The sequence below is a fragment of the Agrobacterium sp. DE0009 genome, assembly GCF_007680755.1.
GTDB lineage: Bacteria > Pseudomonadota > Alphaproteobacteria > Rhizobiales > Rhizobiaceae > Agrobacterium > Agrobacterium tumefaciens_B.
In genome coordinates this window covers 55,972-71,199 of sequence record NZ_VEIU01000007.1, presented here as the reverse complement: position 1 = coordinate 71,199, position 15,228 = coordinate 55,972, and the positions used below count along the sequence as shown (strand labels likewise).

Genomic DNA, 15,228 nt, shown 5'->3' with positions numbered 1-15,228 from the left:
ACGCTAGAGCAACACCACCGCACTTGCGAGATTTCCGGCAACGGGGTTAAACAAAGCGGAATCCGGTGCGACTAATTTTCATCACCAATATCTGTGCAGGCTCTCGTATCGGCGTCTTCACACAGCCGCCGAATGCCAGCGTATAAAACCTGGACTGTTCTCATCCGCAGCGAAAATTGCATTGGCCCGCCCCCGGTGAGGCGGGCCTGCCTTCACAAGACTAGGTCATGTCGGATTGCCAGAAATGATAAAGCTCCGCGACATTGCCGCCGGTCATGAGCGGCATCGCAGCCTTCAGTTGCTGCGCCTGCCAATTCCACCATTTCATCTCGAGTAGCATCGCGATGCTGTCATCATCGAACCGCTTTCGGATGGTTTTCGCGGGATTGCCGCCAACGATGGCATAGGGTTCGACATTCTTCGTCACCAGAGCGCGCGTCCCGATCACGGCGCCGTCGCCCACCGTGATGCCGGGCATGATGATCGCTTCTGAGCCGATCCAGACATCATTGCCGATAACGGTGTCGCCAGCAGGCAGATAACCGTTCGCGGCATTCTCGAATTCCGGCACCTCCGGCATGAAGAAAAACGGGAAGGTGCTGATCCACTCGTTACGATGGCCCTGATTACCGGCCATGATGAAGGCGGCGCCTGAACCGATCGAGCAGAAGCTCCCGATAATCAGCCTGTCTGCGCCTTCATCGGGCAAAAGATAACGGGCGCAATCCTCAAAGCTATGGCCGTGATAGTAGCCGGAGTAATAGCTGTATTTCCCGACCACAAGGTTCGGGTTCCCTACCTGCTTATCAAGCGTGACGCCCCTGAAGGGGCTTTCAAAATAGTTTTCCATGGAGATGATCTCACTGCATCTGGTCGCATTCGCTTGCCTTCAGACAAGCCTGTGCCGACCGCAAGCCAGCCGGCTTTGCGTCGGATGCTCCTCGGGCGCAGGCGGGAGCTAGATGCAGGTGATACTCGAGGTTTTTATCATGCGCCCTGGTTACCGCAAAATGACCGGAAGGCCAAGCAGGATCAGACCGACGAAGGCTGAAAAGCAGAAAACCGAAGATCTAAGCAAAGCTCAGATCTTCGGCTTTGATGTCGTATCAGCGCCCTCGGCACCCAGCCAGTTGCCTTGGCCAGTCATCGGACGACGGTCAGAACTCCTCCCAGTTGCCCACATCGGCTTTCAAAGCCGTATTACCGGAAAACGCCGCCCTGATGCGCCCACCGAGCGCGCGAGCGGGCGAGGCAGCTGGTCGATCGGCAGCAGAAGCGCCGCGCACGGGAGCGGATGCGTCAGCATAACGGGCTTCAGCGAGCTTGAACTGGGCGATCAGCTGGTTCAGTGACGATGCCTCACGTGCAAGGCCGTGACTTGCCGCTGTGCTTTCTTCTACCATCGCAGCATTTTTCTGCGTGTCCTGATCCATCTGGTTCACAGCCGTATTGATCTGATGCAGCCCGGAAGATTGCTCCTGTGCCGATTCAGAAATGGCCGCAACGTGGCGGTTGATTTCCTGCACTTCCGAAACGATGAGCTGCAGAGCTTTCCCGGTTTCACCAACCAGCTGCACCCCCTGTTGTACCTGCCCGTTCGATGTCATGATCAGGTTTTTGATTTCCTTGGCGGCATTGGCGGAACGCTGGGCAAGTTCACGCACCTCCTGTGCGACGACGGCAAAACCCTTGCCGGCATCACCCGCTCGCGCCGCTTCCACACCGGCGTTCAGCGCAAGAAGGTTCGTCTGAAACGCGATCTCGTCGATTACGCCAATGATGTTGGAAATTTCATTGGCGGAGCTGGCGATCTGCTCCATGGCGGAGACGGCCTTTTGGACGACTTCGCCGGATTTTTCCGCGCCGATCTTTGCGCGACCGACGAGTTGGCCCGCTTCCTGCGCCCGCCTGGTCGAATCCCGTACCGTCGTCGTAATTTCTTCAAGTGCCGCTGCCGTCTCTTCCACTGCAGCAGCCTGCTGCTCCGTCCGTCTTGCCAGGTCGTCCGCCGCGGATCTGATCTCGTTGGCGCCAGCGTCGATTCCGCGTGCATTCTGCGCGACCTGTGTCAGCGTCGATTGCAGCTGTTCGGCCGCCCGGTTGAAATCGCCGCGAATACCATCAAGGCTCGGCACAAAAGGCTGGGCAATCCGATAGGTCACATCACCTTCCGCGATCCTTGAGAGGGCCGTTGCAAGATTGTTGACGGCAAACTGGATGTCGGCCGCCTCCTGCGCCTTCTGTTTTTCGCGCTCGATTCGATCCTTCTCGGACATGGATCGGTTGGCCTCAGTCTCATTTTCAAGCCTGATGCGCTCAATCGCGTTTTCGCGGAAAGCCTGAACGGTCGCCGCCATCTGACCCACTTCGTCGCCGCGATCCTTACCGTCGATCTCGGTTGACGTGTCGCCGGCGGCGAGAGATTCCATTCGCGCGCGAAGGCGCGCTATCGGTGTGGTAATGCCGCGAGAGCAGATGAGAAGGCCAAGCGCAATAACGGCAAGCGACACCAGGGCCAGCGCGACAAGGCCTGTCCAGATCGTCGTTGTCGTGCTGGCCGTCAGCCGCTCCCTGCCATCATTCATGACCTGAATGAGTTGCTCGTTGCCGGCACTGATCTTCGGCGAGACCTCAGCGATTTTCTTCAGCACATTGAGCGCCATAAGCTGCGCTTCGGCCTGCTTGCCAGCCTGCGCAAGGGTGATGACCTGATTGCCGATCTCCTCGACTTCAACAACACCCTTCAGGATGTCACGGGCTGCCTCCGTGCGCGCCGGGACAAGTTCCATGATCTTGTTCTGGCGCTCTTCGAGCTGCTTGCGATCTGCCCTGAAGGTTTTGACGGCTGCATCGAAATCGCTGCTGGTCGGGTCATTAAGGCTGGCGCGCAACATCTGCATGCCGAGCGCGTTCAGATTGCCGCTCGTTCTGGCGTTCAGCACGGCAGCAAGCGCCTCATGTCCGATAAAGTCGCTATAAACGGCGTCGGTGCTTTTATATTGCATACTGACATAGCCTATGCCGAACAGTGACATCAGGCTCATCAACGAGATAACAAAAACCACCTTCGTTTTTATCTTGGTATTCTTCAGGAAAGACATAAATGGCCTCAAGGCAAGCGCTCTCTCGCTGCCGATAAGGCAGACTGGAGAACGATATGATAAAACATCGCGGGTAGCTGTTGCCCCTCCTCATAGGGCGACAAGCAGAAGCGTTTCGAAATCGCGCCTAAGGCGACTCTGAGCTGTTCTACTTGTTCTACCGGCTCCGGATGAACCCTTGGAACCTGCGTATTTTAGATTTCACGAAATCACTAAATGAAGTGTTACCCAGCCGTGCAAGTGCTGACAATTCAGCAGCAAAAAGTTCGTTTCGCGGCTTGGCAGGGAGCACGAAGAAGTCCGTCTATGAAAATGAAAACGCAGCGAAAATTTCTTTCCGCTGCGTTCGGTCTTGAGACGCTCGTCCGGGTGAACGCATTCACGGTCCAACCCGAGAGCGGAGGCGCTTAGTAATGCACCGACTGGGAATCGATCGGCGTCGTCTTCGGCGGCGCGAACTTCGTCAGATCGATCCCCTCGACGGCAGAGCGGTACTCGTCAATGCTCGGTGTGCGGCCTAGAATTGCCGAGAGCACGACGACCGGGGTGGAAGCGAGCAGCGATTCACCCTTTTTGTCGGCGCTGTCTTCCACGACGCGTCCCTGGAAAAGACGGGTCGAGGTTGCGAGAACCGTGTCCCCCTTTGCGGCCTTTTCCTGGTTGCCCATGCACAGATTGCAGCCCGGACGCTCGAGATACAAAATGTTCTCATAGGAGGTGCGGTTCGTGGTCTTCGGGTTGAGGTCATCGAACTCGAAACCGGAATACTTCTGCAGGATTTCCCAATCCCCTTCCGCTTTCAGCTCGTCGATGATGTTGTAGGTCGGCGCGGCGACGACGAGCGGCGCCTTGAACTCGACCTTGCCTTCAGTCTTTTCGATGTTGCGCAGCATCTGCGCAACGATCTTAACGTCGCCCTTGTGCACCATGCACGAGCCGACAAAACCGAGATCGACCTTCTTGGAAGCGCCGTAGTAGGAAACGGGGCGGATCGTGTCGTGCGTGTAGCGTCTGGAGACGTCGTTGTTGTTGACGTCAGGATCGGCAATCATCGGCTCGTTGATAACGTCGAGGTCGACAACGACCTCGGCGAAATATTTCGCGTTGGCGTCCGGCTTCAAAGCTGGCGTTTCACCTGAACGGATTTCAGCAATCCGTTGATCTGCCTTGGCAATCAGACCCTTGAGCGTCTGAGCCTCATTATCCATTCCCTTGTCGATCATGATCTGGATGCGCGACTTGGCGATTTCCAGTGACTCGATCAGCGTCTCGTCTTCGGAAATGCAGATCGACGCCTTGGCCTTCATCTCGGCCGTCCAGTCGGTGAAAGTAAAGGCCTGGTCGGCGAGCAGCGTACCGATATGCACTTCGATCACGCGGCCCTGGAAGACGTTGTCGCCGTGCTGCTGGAGCATCTGTGCCTGGGTGGCATGCACCACATCGCGGAAGTCCATATAGGGCTGCATCGTACCCTTGAAGGTAACCTTGACCGATTGCGGGATCGGCATAGTCGCTTCACCGGTTGCCAGCGCCAGCGCGACGGTGCCGGAATCCGCACCGAAGGCGACACCCTTGGACATGCGGGTGTGGCTGTCGCCGCCGATGATGATTGCCCGGTCATCAACGGTAATGTCGTTCAGCACCTTGTGGATCACGTCCGTCATGGAGTGATAGACGCCCTTCGGGTCACGCCCGGTGATGACGCCGAAATTGTGCATGAAGGACATGAGCTTCGGCGTGTTGGCCTGCGCTTTCTTGTCCCAGACGGAGGCCGTGTGGCAGCCCGACTGATAGGCGCCATCCACCAGCGGCGAAATGACGGTCGCCGCCATCGCTTCCAGTTCCTGTGCCGTCATCAGACCGGTCGTGTCCTGCGAACCGACGATGTTGACCTTAACGCGAACGTCGGAGCCGGCATGCAGGACCTTGCCGGGCGTGACACCAACCGCATTGCGGTTAAAGATCTTCTCGACGGCGGTAAGGCCCTGCCCTTCGATGGAGATTTCCTTGTTGGGCGCAAAGACCGGGGTTGGCTCAACGCCGAGCGTTTCAGCAGCGAAGGTCTGAAGCTTCTTGCCGAACACGATGGCGTAAGAGCTGCCCGCCTTCATGAACTCCATCTTCTGAGGCGTGAAGGACGCGGCGAGGTCCACCAGCTCGGTGCCGTTTTCGTCACGAAGCTTGTGGTTTTTGGTGTCGATTTTCAATACCGTACCGGTCTCGACCGAGTATTTCTGCTCAAGGATCGGATTGCCGTCATTGTTCAGGATTGGCTTGCCATCTTCGCCGAGCTTCTTCACCCAGTTCTTAAGGTTGACACCAATGCCGCCGGTCACGTCAACGGTGGTTGCGAAGATCGGCGAAATGCCATTGGTACCGGCAACGATCGGCGCGTAGTTGACGAAGGGCACATAGGGGCTTGCCTGCTTGCCCGTCCACAGCGCGACGTTGTTGACGCCGGACATGCGCGAGGAGCCAACGCCCATCGTGCCTTTTTCGGCGATCATCATCACCTGCTTGTCAGGATGCTGCTTTTGAAGCGCGACGATCTGTGCCTGCGCTTCGGGAGAGATCATACACTGGCCGTGCAACTGGCGGTCGGAGCGCGAATGGGCCTGATTGCCGGGCGAAAGCAGGTCGGTCGAAATATCGCCTTCCGCAGCGATGAAAGTGACAACCTTGATCTCGTCTTCGACGTCGGGAAGCTTGGTGAAAAACTCTGCCTTCGCGTAGCTTTCCAGCACGCCCTGGGCGATGGCGTTGCCGGCCTTGTAGGCATCGCGCAGGCGGAACATGTCAGCGTCGTAGAGGAATACCTGGGTTTTCAGGACTTCGCCCGCCTTGACGGCGATCTCGGCATCGTTACCAAGCGCGATATCGAGCAGAACCTTGATGGAAGGTCCACCCTTCATGTGCGACAGCAACTCGAGCGCAAACGTCGGCGTAATCTCGGGAACGATGACGTCGCCGAGGATGATCTGCTTGAGGAAGGCAGCCTTGACGCCAGCGGCGCTCGTTGTACCGGGCAGCGTATTGTATATGAAGAACTTCAGCGCATCGGCGCGATGCTCGCTCCCAGCATCCTTGATCAGCTCGATGATTTCGGCTGTCAGTGCGCCATCGTCAATCGGCTTCGGCGCGAGACCCTGTGGTTCTCTGCTTTTGATTTCAGCCAGGTAATCCAAGTAAAGTGTCATCGCTGTCCCAACGTTGAGGTGTCTGTGGAGCCAAGCTCAACGCCACCGGAAGGTCGCGCTGAAAGCCCCGGGTTTTCTGTCGTTTCGACTACGCCAACCGGAGGCGGCTGACAAGATGCCGCGGTGCGGTAAGGGCGACGTGGAGGGATAAAAAAGCAAGCATTCGAGCCCGTCAGGACAGGCGTTGGCTTACCTTCGTAAGTTGCAGGCACTACGGCATTTCATCCGATAGTTTTGCAGGCCCGATTGTTAATCATTTATTAACCAAATCGGCGCGAGTATTAGCATGTTCTAATTACTCGCTATCAGGGCAATTAGAAGGCGCGCATGGCCAAATCGGCAGCGCGACCAGCTTGGGGAGGCAGCATGAGGTTTCGGGCATCAGGCTATCTGTTATCACTGGCGGCGCTGGTTTTCACACCAGCGGCAAGTCTGGCGCAGGTCGCCACCACAAATTTCAACGTCCAGATCACCATTCAGGCCGCATGCCAGATCAATTCGGCCGGCAATCTCGATTTCGGCACGAGCGGCGTCATTGCAGCACCGATTGACGCCACCAGCAACATCGTCGTGCAGTGCACGGCCAGCACCCCGTTCAGTCTCGGCCTCAGCGCCGGCGCCGGTACAGGAGCGACCGTTGCCAATCGTTTGATGACGTCACCAGCGGGCGGGACGATCACCTACTCGCTCTACACAACTGCGGCCCACACAACGGTGTGGGGCAATACCGTGGGAACCGACCGGCAAACCGGGACGGGCACCGGGGCACCGCAGACCTTTACCGTCTATGGGCGCGTACCTGCCCAGACGACACCCGCGGTCGGCGTCTATACGGATACGGTGACGGCCACGCTCAATTACTGATCGCCACAGGGAGGATCGCGCATGCGTGTTTTTACCTTAGCGGCTGCGTTTTTTGCCGGGTTGAGTGTTTCTCCTACACAGGCTGCATCCCTGCGGGTTGCGCCGGTGCTTCTTGATCTCAAGGCCCCAACGGCAGCGTCGAGCCTTCGCATCTGGAACGATGCAAAAAAGCCTATCAACGTCCAGGTCAGGATTTTCCGCTGGACGCAGCAGAACGGTCAGGATGTCTACACTGCAACCCAGGATGTGGTTGCGAGCCCTCCGATGACCCAATTGAAAGGTGGCGCGGAAAATCTCATCCGCATCGTTCGGCTTTCAAAGGGCCCCGTGCGCGGCGAAGAAAGCTACCGCGTCATCGTTGACGAACTGCCCCCGGCGGGAAAACCGCAATCCGGCACAGTCAATCTTGTCGTGCGTCATTCAATACCCGTGTTCTTCGCCCCCGCCGCCACAAACGGAGCCGAACCGGCCTGGAAGATCACGCCCCAGGGCATTGGCTACCGGGTCTCGGTATCCAATACCGGTGACAGGCGCATAAGGCTCGCCAACCTGATGCTCGCCACCGGCAACGGTCAGGCAGTTGCCCGTCAGCAGGGCCTGGTCGGATATGTGCTTGGTGGCTCCGCTGCAAGCTTTGTGGTTCCGGCGATGGGCGGCAAGAAAGGCGGCGGCACATTAAAGATTTCGGCAGACAGCGAAGGCGGCCCCGTCAATGCGACGGCGCGCGTTTCGGGCGGCTGACCTTGCCGTTTTGACGATTGCCGCCCTGACGGTCATTTCATCGAGCAGTCTCTCCGTGGCGCAGGACGTACCTCCTGCGGCACAGCCGACCTCTGTTGCCGCAAACGAGGCCGGACAGCTGCAACTCGAAGTCTACATCAACGATGTATCGACAGACATGATCGCCACATTTCGTCAAAACGCCGCCGGATCGTTTCTCATCGAGCCGGAACAGCTGACCAATATTGGGATCTCCCCGGTCGAAAGCGCCATCGGCGACGATGGATGGATTGATATCTCCATGCTGCCCGAGGTCGTGGCGCGTTATGATAGCAGTACACAGTCCATGCATTTTAGCCTGCCGATGACAGCGCGGGCAAGCAAGGTCATCGACGCATCCGGAAAAGCGGTGGCGGAGGAGGATGACGAAACGCAGGAGAAAGCCAGAAGCGATTTTGGAGGTCTGGTGAACTACACGATTTACGGCGCCTCCGGCGGCAATAAATGGTCCGATCTCGCGGACTTTAACGGCATTTCAGCGCTTTTGGAAAGCCGCGCCTTCGGCCCACTCGGCGTGCTGTCCTCGTCGCACGTCCTCAGCACATCGCACCAGTCTGAATTCGACACGCAGCGCCTAGATACCACCTGGAGCTATTCGGACGAGGAAACACTCACCAGCTACCGCGCCGGCGACCTGATTACCGGCGGGCTGAGCTGGACACGCCCAACGCGTTTGGGCGGGTTTCAGATTCGCCGGAACTTCGAGCTGAGGCCCGACATGGTCACGATGCCCATGCCGGAATTTGCGGGCTCGGCGGCCGTGCCATCCACTGTCGATGTCTACGTCAACAATATCCGACGCCTGTCGCAGGATGTGCCGGAAGGCCCCTTTTCCATCACCAACCTCCCGGTCATCAGCGGCGCGGGCAATGCAAGGCTGGTGGTGAGAGATGCGCTGGGACGGGAAACCGTTTCGGAAACCCCGTTCTACACGTCGCCGGATTTGCTGACCAAGGGTCTCATCGATTTCTCTGCCGAAGTCGGTTTTGCCCGGCGCAACTACGGAACTTCCTCCTTCGATTATGACGACCGCCTGCTGGGGTCGGCGACGGTGCGCTACGGCGTATCGGATGGGCTGACGGTGGAAGGCCATGCAGAAGGTGCCGAGGATTTTTATAATGTCGGCCTGGGCGGGATCTTCACACTCGGATCCCACGGAATGGCGGCCTTTTCCGGCGCATCCAGCCATTTCGGCGACGAAAGCGGCTATCAGCTTTCGGCAAGTGTCGAAGCCGAACTGCTTGGCGTGCGGATCAACGCGCGATCGCAACGGGCTTTCGGCGATTACAATGACATGGCATCCGTCTCTTCCAACAACTCAAAAAATCAATTTGCTTCCGGGCTTCTGAGCGTCCGGCCGCCGCGGTCGCTCGACCAGATTTCCGTGTCAACACAGCTCGGCTTCGACGAGACCAGCCTGAACTTTTCCTACACCCAGCTCGAAACATTCGACGAGCGCCGATCCCGCCTCCTCGGTCTCTCCGCAACGCGGCCCTTTGGCGAAAGCGGCAATATTTTCGTCACGGCCTACAAGGATCTGGAGGACAGTAATTCCTACGGCATTTTCGCCGGCCTCTCCTGGTCATTCGGCGGTGGCGTGTCGGCCTCAACCGGCATGTCCTCCAATGCCGATGGGTATTCGCTGACGGCCGAGGCCGTGAAATCGGAGGAACAGGCGGAGGGGAGTTATGGCTGGCGGCTGCGCGGCGGGTTTGGTGCCAACGACATCGCCTCGGCCTCGGGCAGCTATCGCGGCAGCGCTGCCCGCGTCTCTGCCGGCGTTGACAAGTTCAACAACACGACAGAGGCCTATGCGCAGGTCGAAGGGTCGATCGCACTCGCCGGGGGCGACGTCTTCTTCGGCAACCGCATCGATGATGCCTTCGCGGTTGTCGATGCGGGTGCACCCGGTGTCGATATCATGCTTGAAAACCGCCCGATCGGCCAGACGAACCGGCGCGGCAAGATATTGCTGCCCAATCTGCGGTCCTATGACCTCAACAATATCACGCTCGATCCCAGCAACTTGCCCGTTGATGCTCGCATCGACCACACCAAGCAGATGGTCAGGCCTACTGAACGTGCTGGCGCCGTTGTCAATTTCAAGGTGGAAACCGAAGGACACGTGGCGCTGGTGACACTGAAAAACGAGAACGGCGACTTCATCGAAACCGGGTCGACCGGGACAATAGACGGCAAGCGCGATTTCGTCGTTGGTTATGACGGACAGGCTTATCTCGACGACATCGGCGCGACGCACAGGCTTCACATCACCCAGCCGACAAAGGGTGAATGCGAAGCGCAGATCACGGTCTCCGACGACAGCCGGACGCGCGCAACGTTCGAAACCACGTGCAGGAGCATTCAATGAGGCGTCTTATCCGCGTTACCATTGCAATTACAGCCCTTCTTTCGGCGGCGCCCGTTCTGGCGCAAACCTGTGCTTTCAGCATGTCGGACATGAATTTCGGCTTCGTCAATCTCGCAGGGGGCGCTGCCGTTGACACGACGGCTACCCTCTCGGTGACCTGCAATAATCCGCTTTCTCTGGCGCTTTCCGTTCGCATCTGTCCGAACATCAATGCGGGAAGCGGCGGGCAATCGGGCGGTGTCCGCCGGATGCTGCAGGGAAGCAATATCCTCAATTACCAGCTATACCAGAATTCTGCACGCACGACGACCTGGGGATCGGTTACACAACCGGCACTCGGATCTCCTCCACCAATCGACCTGGCCTTGCCGCTTCTTGTCAACACCACGACCCGCACCCTTTATGGCCGGATCAATGCCGGTCAGTCCGCAGCGGTGCGAGGCGCATATCTCTCCAGTTTTGCCGGCGCGGAAACGAGTTTCACCTACGAAAGCTACACGCTTCTCGCACCAAGCTGCTCGTCTGTCACCCAGAATGCCACCCAGGTTCCGTTCAACGTAACTGCCGCCGTCGCGCCGACATGCATCGTCTCAGCAAACAACATCAATTTCGGAAGTCACGGCGTGCTCAACACAGCAGTGGATGCGACCGGGGCGATCAATCTGACCTGCACCAGCAATCTAAGCTACAGCGTGGCTTTGAATGGAGGCCTCAGTAACAGTCCGCCTGCCGCACGCAAGATGGTTCAGGGCGCGGAATCCGTTACCTACGGTCTTTACCGTGATGCGGGCCGCACCAATGTCTGGGGCAGCGCCGCGGGCCAGATAGCCACCGGAACGGGAACGGGTAGCCTGCAGAGCCTGACGGTCTACGGGCGCGTGCCGGCGCAGAACACGCCGGCCCCTGGCAACTATGCCGACACGGTCGTGGTCACCGTAAACTACTGAGCGCCGGCTTCGATATAATCAGCCCAAGCCCATTACGAGCCGACGCTCGATACCGATCTCCGCAAGAAATGCCTCGTCGTGGCTGACGACCAGCAACGCGCCGTCATAGGCGCGCAAACCGGCCTCCACGGCGGCAATGGAATCGATATCAAGGTGGTTCGTCGGCTCGTCCAGGATCAACAGCTGCGGAGGCTCAATGCCGCCCAGAACACAGGCGAGCCCGGCCCGCAGCATCTGCCCGCCCGAGAGTGTTCCAGCGATCTGCAAAGCAGCATCCGCGCGGAACATGAAGCGCGCAAGTGCCGCCCGGCAGGCGTTGTCACCTGCCTGCGGATTGAGCCGCATGAAATTGTCGCGGATGGACAGGGTTGCATCCAGCAGACTGACCTGCTGATCGAGAAATACGGCTTTGACGCCGACATCCACGGCTCCAGCGAACGGCGGCAACTTACCCGTGATGACTGAAAGCAGCGTTGTTTTCCCCGATCCATTGGGGCCAGTCACGGCAACGCGCTGCGGCCCGATGATCTCAAAGGAGAGATCGCGAAGCAGGGGTTGTTGGGCCTCATAGCCTGCGGTCAGGTTCTGCAATCGGAGCACCATTTTTGTCGCATGTAGCCCACTCGACGGCAAAGTGACGCTGACAGACTGCAGGAGTTCGATCCGCTCCCGCGCCGCTATCAGATCGTCCGTTGCCGAGGCTGCCAGACGGCGGGCGAGGTTGGCGTTATCGCCGCTTGTTTTTTCGGCCCGCCTTTTCATCGCGCCGGCAACAATACCGGGCATATCTCCGCGCGCCGCCTTTGCAGCACCCCTGCTGTCACGCCGCGCCTTGCGCTCCAGCGCTTCCTGCGACCGGCGCGTTACCTCGGACAGACGCTTTTCCGCATTCGCGAAGTCCTGTTCGGCGGCGGCCAGCTCCAGCGCTTTTTGTGCGCGGTAGCGGCTCCAGTTTCCACCGTAGCGGGTAGCACCGAGCGTGGTCATTTCCACAATCGCGTCGAGGGTTTCGAGAAGCTCCCGATCATGGCTGACGACGATCGCTCCGCCGCGCCAGCCCGCCAGAAAATCGGCAAGGAAAATGCGCCCGTCCCGGTCGAGATTGTTGGTCGGTTCATCGAGGATCAGGAAATCCGGCGCGGCATGGATTTGAGCAGCAAGTGCGACGCGCGTGCGCTGGCCGCCCGATAAAGCCGAAAGCGGCGTGGTGGGCAAGGCGTCCAACCCGACCTGCGCGAGCGCCCCGGCAATTTTCTCCTCCAGCATCCAGTCGATGTCTTCAAGCTCTTCCAGAGTGGCCGTTCCCGCCTGCGCACGGGCAAGCACGTCCAGCGTGTCGCGCGCTCCAAACAGGTCGGCGACGGTCTCGTCGGAGACGACCTGCACGCTCTGGCGCAGAAGATTGACGCTGCCCGATACGGAAACTGTGCCTGCGAACGGCGTCAGCTCTCCGGCGATCAATTTGAGAAGCGTCGTCTTGCCGACGCCGTTGCGCCCGACGAGGCCGGTGCGTTCGGGTCCGAAGCGAAGATTGATGTTAGAAAAGAGCGGATGACCGTCAGGTGTCGACCACGACAGGTCCGAAAGCGTGATGGAATGCGGCATGGATATGGGTTCTCCGGATGACAAGGCGTTGCGGCTTTGTGATCGGGTGGAAATCCATGGTGCACCATCCTGTTTGTGTTGCGGACAATGTGTCCTAAGCAAAAAAAGCGGCACCTTCGTGGCGCTGATAGCTGGGCGGGGTAAGGATACGCCGGGCGCTCTGGCGTATCCTTTTGTTTTCAGGCCACAAGACCCTTGGTGAGTTCCAGTGCCTGCCGTTCGAACAGCCGCCGATAGATACCGTCGCTGAGACGGATGAGAGCCTGATGATCGCCCTCCTCAACGATGCTGCCCTTGTCGAACACCAAAAGCCGATCCAGCGCCCTGACCGTGGAAAGCCGATGGGCGATGACGAGCGTGGTGCGACCGACCATCAGGCGTTCCATCGCCTGCTGGATCTGCACTTCGCTTTCGCTGTCGAGGCTGGACGTGGCCTCGTCGAGTATCAGCACCGGCGTATCCGCCAGGAATGCACGGGCGATGGCCACGCGCTGACGCTCACCGCCGGACAGCTTGACACCGCGTTCACCCACCATGGTCTCATAGCCCTTGGGCAAGGACATGATGAAGCCGTGGGCGCTCGCCTGTTTCGCCGCCTGCTCGATCTCACGCCGCGTCGCGCCCGGCCGGCCATAGGCGATGTTTTCTGCAAGCGTCCTGTGGAACAGGATAGGTTCCTGCTGAACGATGGCGATCTGGCCGCGCAGGCTCGACTGCGTCACGTCGGCTATGTTCTGGCCGTCGATGCGGATTTCGCCCGACTTCACGTCGTAAAGCCGCTGGATGAGCTTAACGAAAGTCGTCTTGCCCGAACCGGAGTGACCAACCAGACCCACCCTTTCTCCCGGCTTGATGGTGACGGAGAAGTCATCATAAAGCGGTGTCGGATGAGCTCCATACTGGAACGTGACGTGGTCGAAGACGATTTCGCCCTTGCCGATCCTGATCGGGCCGGCACCCGGCTTGTCCTCGATTCCAAGCGGCATCTTGTCCACCAGCACCAGTTCTTCCATGTCGTTGACGGCACGTTGCAGGTTACGGATATGCTGACCGACATCTCGAAGATAACCTTGCAGTACGAAGAACATCGCAAGCACAAAGGTGATGTCGCCAGGTGAGGCCAGCCCCTGTCGCCACATCAGGAGACCCGTGCCGAGGATGCCGGCCTGCATTGATACCATCATGAACCCCTGGATCGTGCCGTTCAGCGTCCCACGCTTCCATGTCCTGCGCGTGCGGTTATCCCATTTCGCCAATACATGGTTGAGCCGGACCTCCTCACGGATCTCCGCGCCAAAGGCCTTGACCACCGAGTTGCAGCTGATCGCGTCCGCCAGAGCACCGCCGAGTTTGGTGTCCCAGGCATTGGCCAGCCGTGCCGCCGGCGATACGTAGCCCATGGAAAGCATAACGGTGACGCCGATGTAGATCAGCGATCCGAGACCGACGATCAGACCCATGACCGGCCAGTAGCTGCCGAGGACGATGGTGGCGCCCACCAGCATGACGATGGACGGCAAAAGCGCGACGAGCAGCAGATCATTAAGCGAATCCAGCGCCCACATGCCGCGGGTGATCTTGCGCACTGTTGAACCGGCAAAGCTGTTGGCATGCCAGTCGGTGGAGAAACGCTGCACCTTGTGGAAGCCATTATTGGCGACATCCGCCATGATTTTCAGCGTCAGCCGGATGATGCCGTTGAAAATGAACCAGCGCAGCACAACGCTCACCAGCCCCAGCGCCACCACGATGACGAAGGCGCGCAACGCGTTGTCTGCCCCGTTGCCACCGGCAATGGCATCGACAATCTGGCCGGAAAAGACCGGCACCATCACTTCGGCGAGCGTGCTGGCAATCACCAGAACGATGATGAAACCCACCAGCGACGGCCGATGACGCCAATGGTTGAAAACAAAGCCGAGCACATTGCGATAAGCATCGGCGCGGAAATCGAGCTTCTTGCGAGTCATTTTTACCAGCCCAGCGCCCTGCAATCGGCGACCGGTCCTCAAAACGGAAGTTGGATGGCACAGCCCGGGCGGGAGACGAAGTGACCCCGTCAGATCAATCGGGCTATGGGGGAAAGTAAAACCGCATGTCGGGCGCGCGATGGGCGGGCCGCGAATGGATATGACCTAGTGTCGGGTCATTCCCTGCGGGAGGGTTTCGAAGAATGCTGGTGTCATGCAACGCCTCCCTTTGTTCGATCTGACGCGATAGCGAGATTTTTAACGCAGCGCTCAAAGCTTGCCAAACGGGTTTTTGCAACCGGCTGGTGAGTGATGCGGAAACGCCACACCGGCTGGGTGCGACGATATGAACTGTGGCCGATGCGATGGGAGCATCGGCCACGCTTCTGTCAA

At 58.9% G+C, this 15,228-nt stretch carries 9 protein-coding genes; 4 read left to right on the top strand and 5 right to left on the bottom strand.

Features of this window, described 5'->3' with window-relative positions:
* Positions 1 to 220: 220 nt before the first annotated feature.
* From catB to FS804_RS20295, 3 genes are all read right to left on the bottom strand, one after another.
* On the bottom strand, positions 221 to 850 hold the full coding sequence (catB, locus tag FS804_RS20305; protein WP_144578684.1) for a type B chloramphenicol O-acetyltransferase: 630 nt from the start codon (positions 848 to 850) through the stop codon (positions 221 to 223).
* 307 nt (positions 851 to 1,157) lie between these two features.
* Positions 1,158 to 3,101, bottom strand: a complete 1,944-nt coding sequence (locus FS804_RS20300; RefSeq protein WP_144578683.1) for a methyl-accepting chemotaxis protein — start codon at positions 3,099 to 3,101, stop codon at positions 1,158 to 1,160.
* 407 nt (positions 3,102 to 3,508) lie between these two features.
* Positions 3,509 to 6,298: a bifunctional aconitate hydratase 2/2-methylisocitrate dehydratase gene (locus FS804_RS20295; protein WP_144578682.1), complete on the bottom strand. Its 2,790-nt coding sequence runs from the start codon at positions 6,296 to 6,298 to the stop codon at positions 3,509 to 3,511.
* Positions 6,299 to 6,664: 366 nt separating this feature from the next.
* On the opposite strand from FS804_RS20295, the gene FS804_RS20290 reads away from it, so the two are divergent.
* The 4 genes from FS804_RS20290 to FS804_RS20275 are packed head-to-tail and all read left to right on the top strand — an operon-like array spanning position 6,665 to position 11,260.
* Positions 6,665 to 7,162, top strand: coding sequence for a spore coat U domain-containing protein (locus FS804_RS20290; protein WP_063951712.1), 498 nt, complete (start codon positions 6,665 to 6,667; stop codon positions 7,160 to 7,162).
* Positions 7,163 to 7,183: 21 nt separating this feature from the next.
* Positions 7,184 to 7,903: a molecular chaperone gene (locus FS804_RS20285; protein ID WP_144578681.1), complete on the top strand. Its 720-nt coding sequence runs from the start codon at positions 7,184 to 7,186 to the stop codon at positions 7,901 to 7,903.
* A complete protein-coding gene (locus FS804_RS20280; RefSeq protein ID WP_144578680.1) occupies positions 7,875 to 10,313 on the top strand; it encodes a fimbria/pilus outer membrane usher protein in 2,439 nt (812 codons plus the stop codon). The genes FS804_RS20285 and FS804_RS20280 overlap by 29 nt, the downstream gene beginning before the upstream one ends.
* Positions 10,310 to 11,260: a spore coat U domain-containing protein gene (locus FS804_RS20275; RefSeq protein ID WP_144578679.1), complete on the top strand. Its 951-nt coding sequence runs from the start codon at positions 10,310 to 10,312 to the stop codon at positions 11,258 to 11,260. Before FS804_RS20280 ends, FS804_RS20275 begins: the two co-directional genes overlap by 4 nt.
* An 18-nt stretch (positions 11,261 to 11,278) precedes the next feature.
* On the opposite strand, the gene FS804_RS20270 is transcribed toward FS804_RS20275, so the two are convergent.
* Positions 11,279 to 12,865 carry an ABC-F family ATP-binding cassette domain-containing protein gene (locus FS804_RS20270; protein ID WP_144578678.1) on the bottom strand — a complete coding sequence of 529 codons (1,587 nt, stop codon included), beginning with the start codon at positions 12,863 to 12,865 and terminating at the stop codon, positions 11,279 to 11,281.
* Positions 12,866 to 13,044: 179 nt separating this feature from the next.
* On the bottom strand, positions 13,045 to 14,835 hold the full coding sequence (locus FS804_RS20265) for an ABC transporter ATP-binding protein (protein WP_144578677.1): 1,791 nt from the start codon (positions 14,833 to 14,835) through the stop codon (positions 13,045 to 13,047).
* Positions 14,836 to 15,228 lie beyond the last annotated feature (393 nt).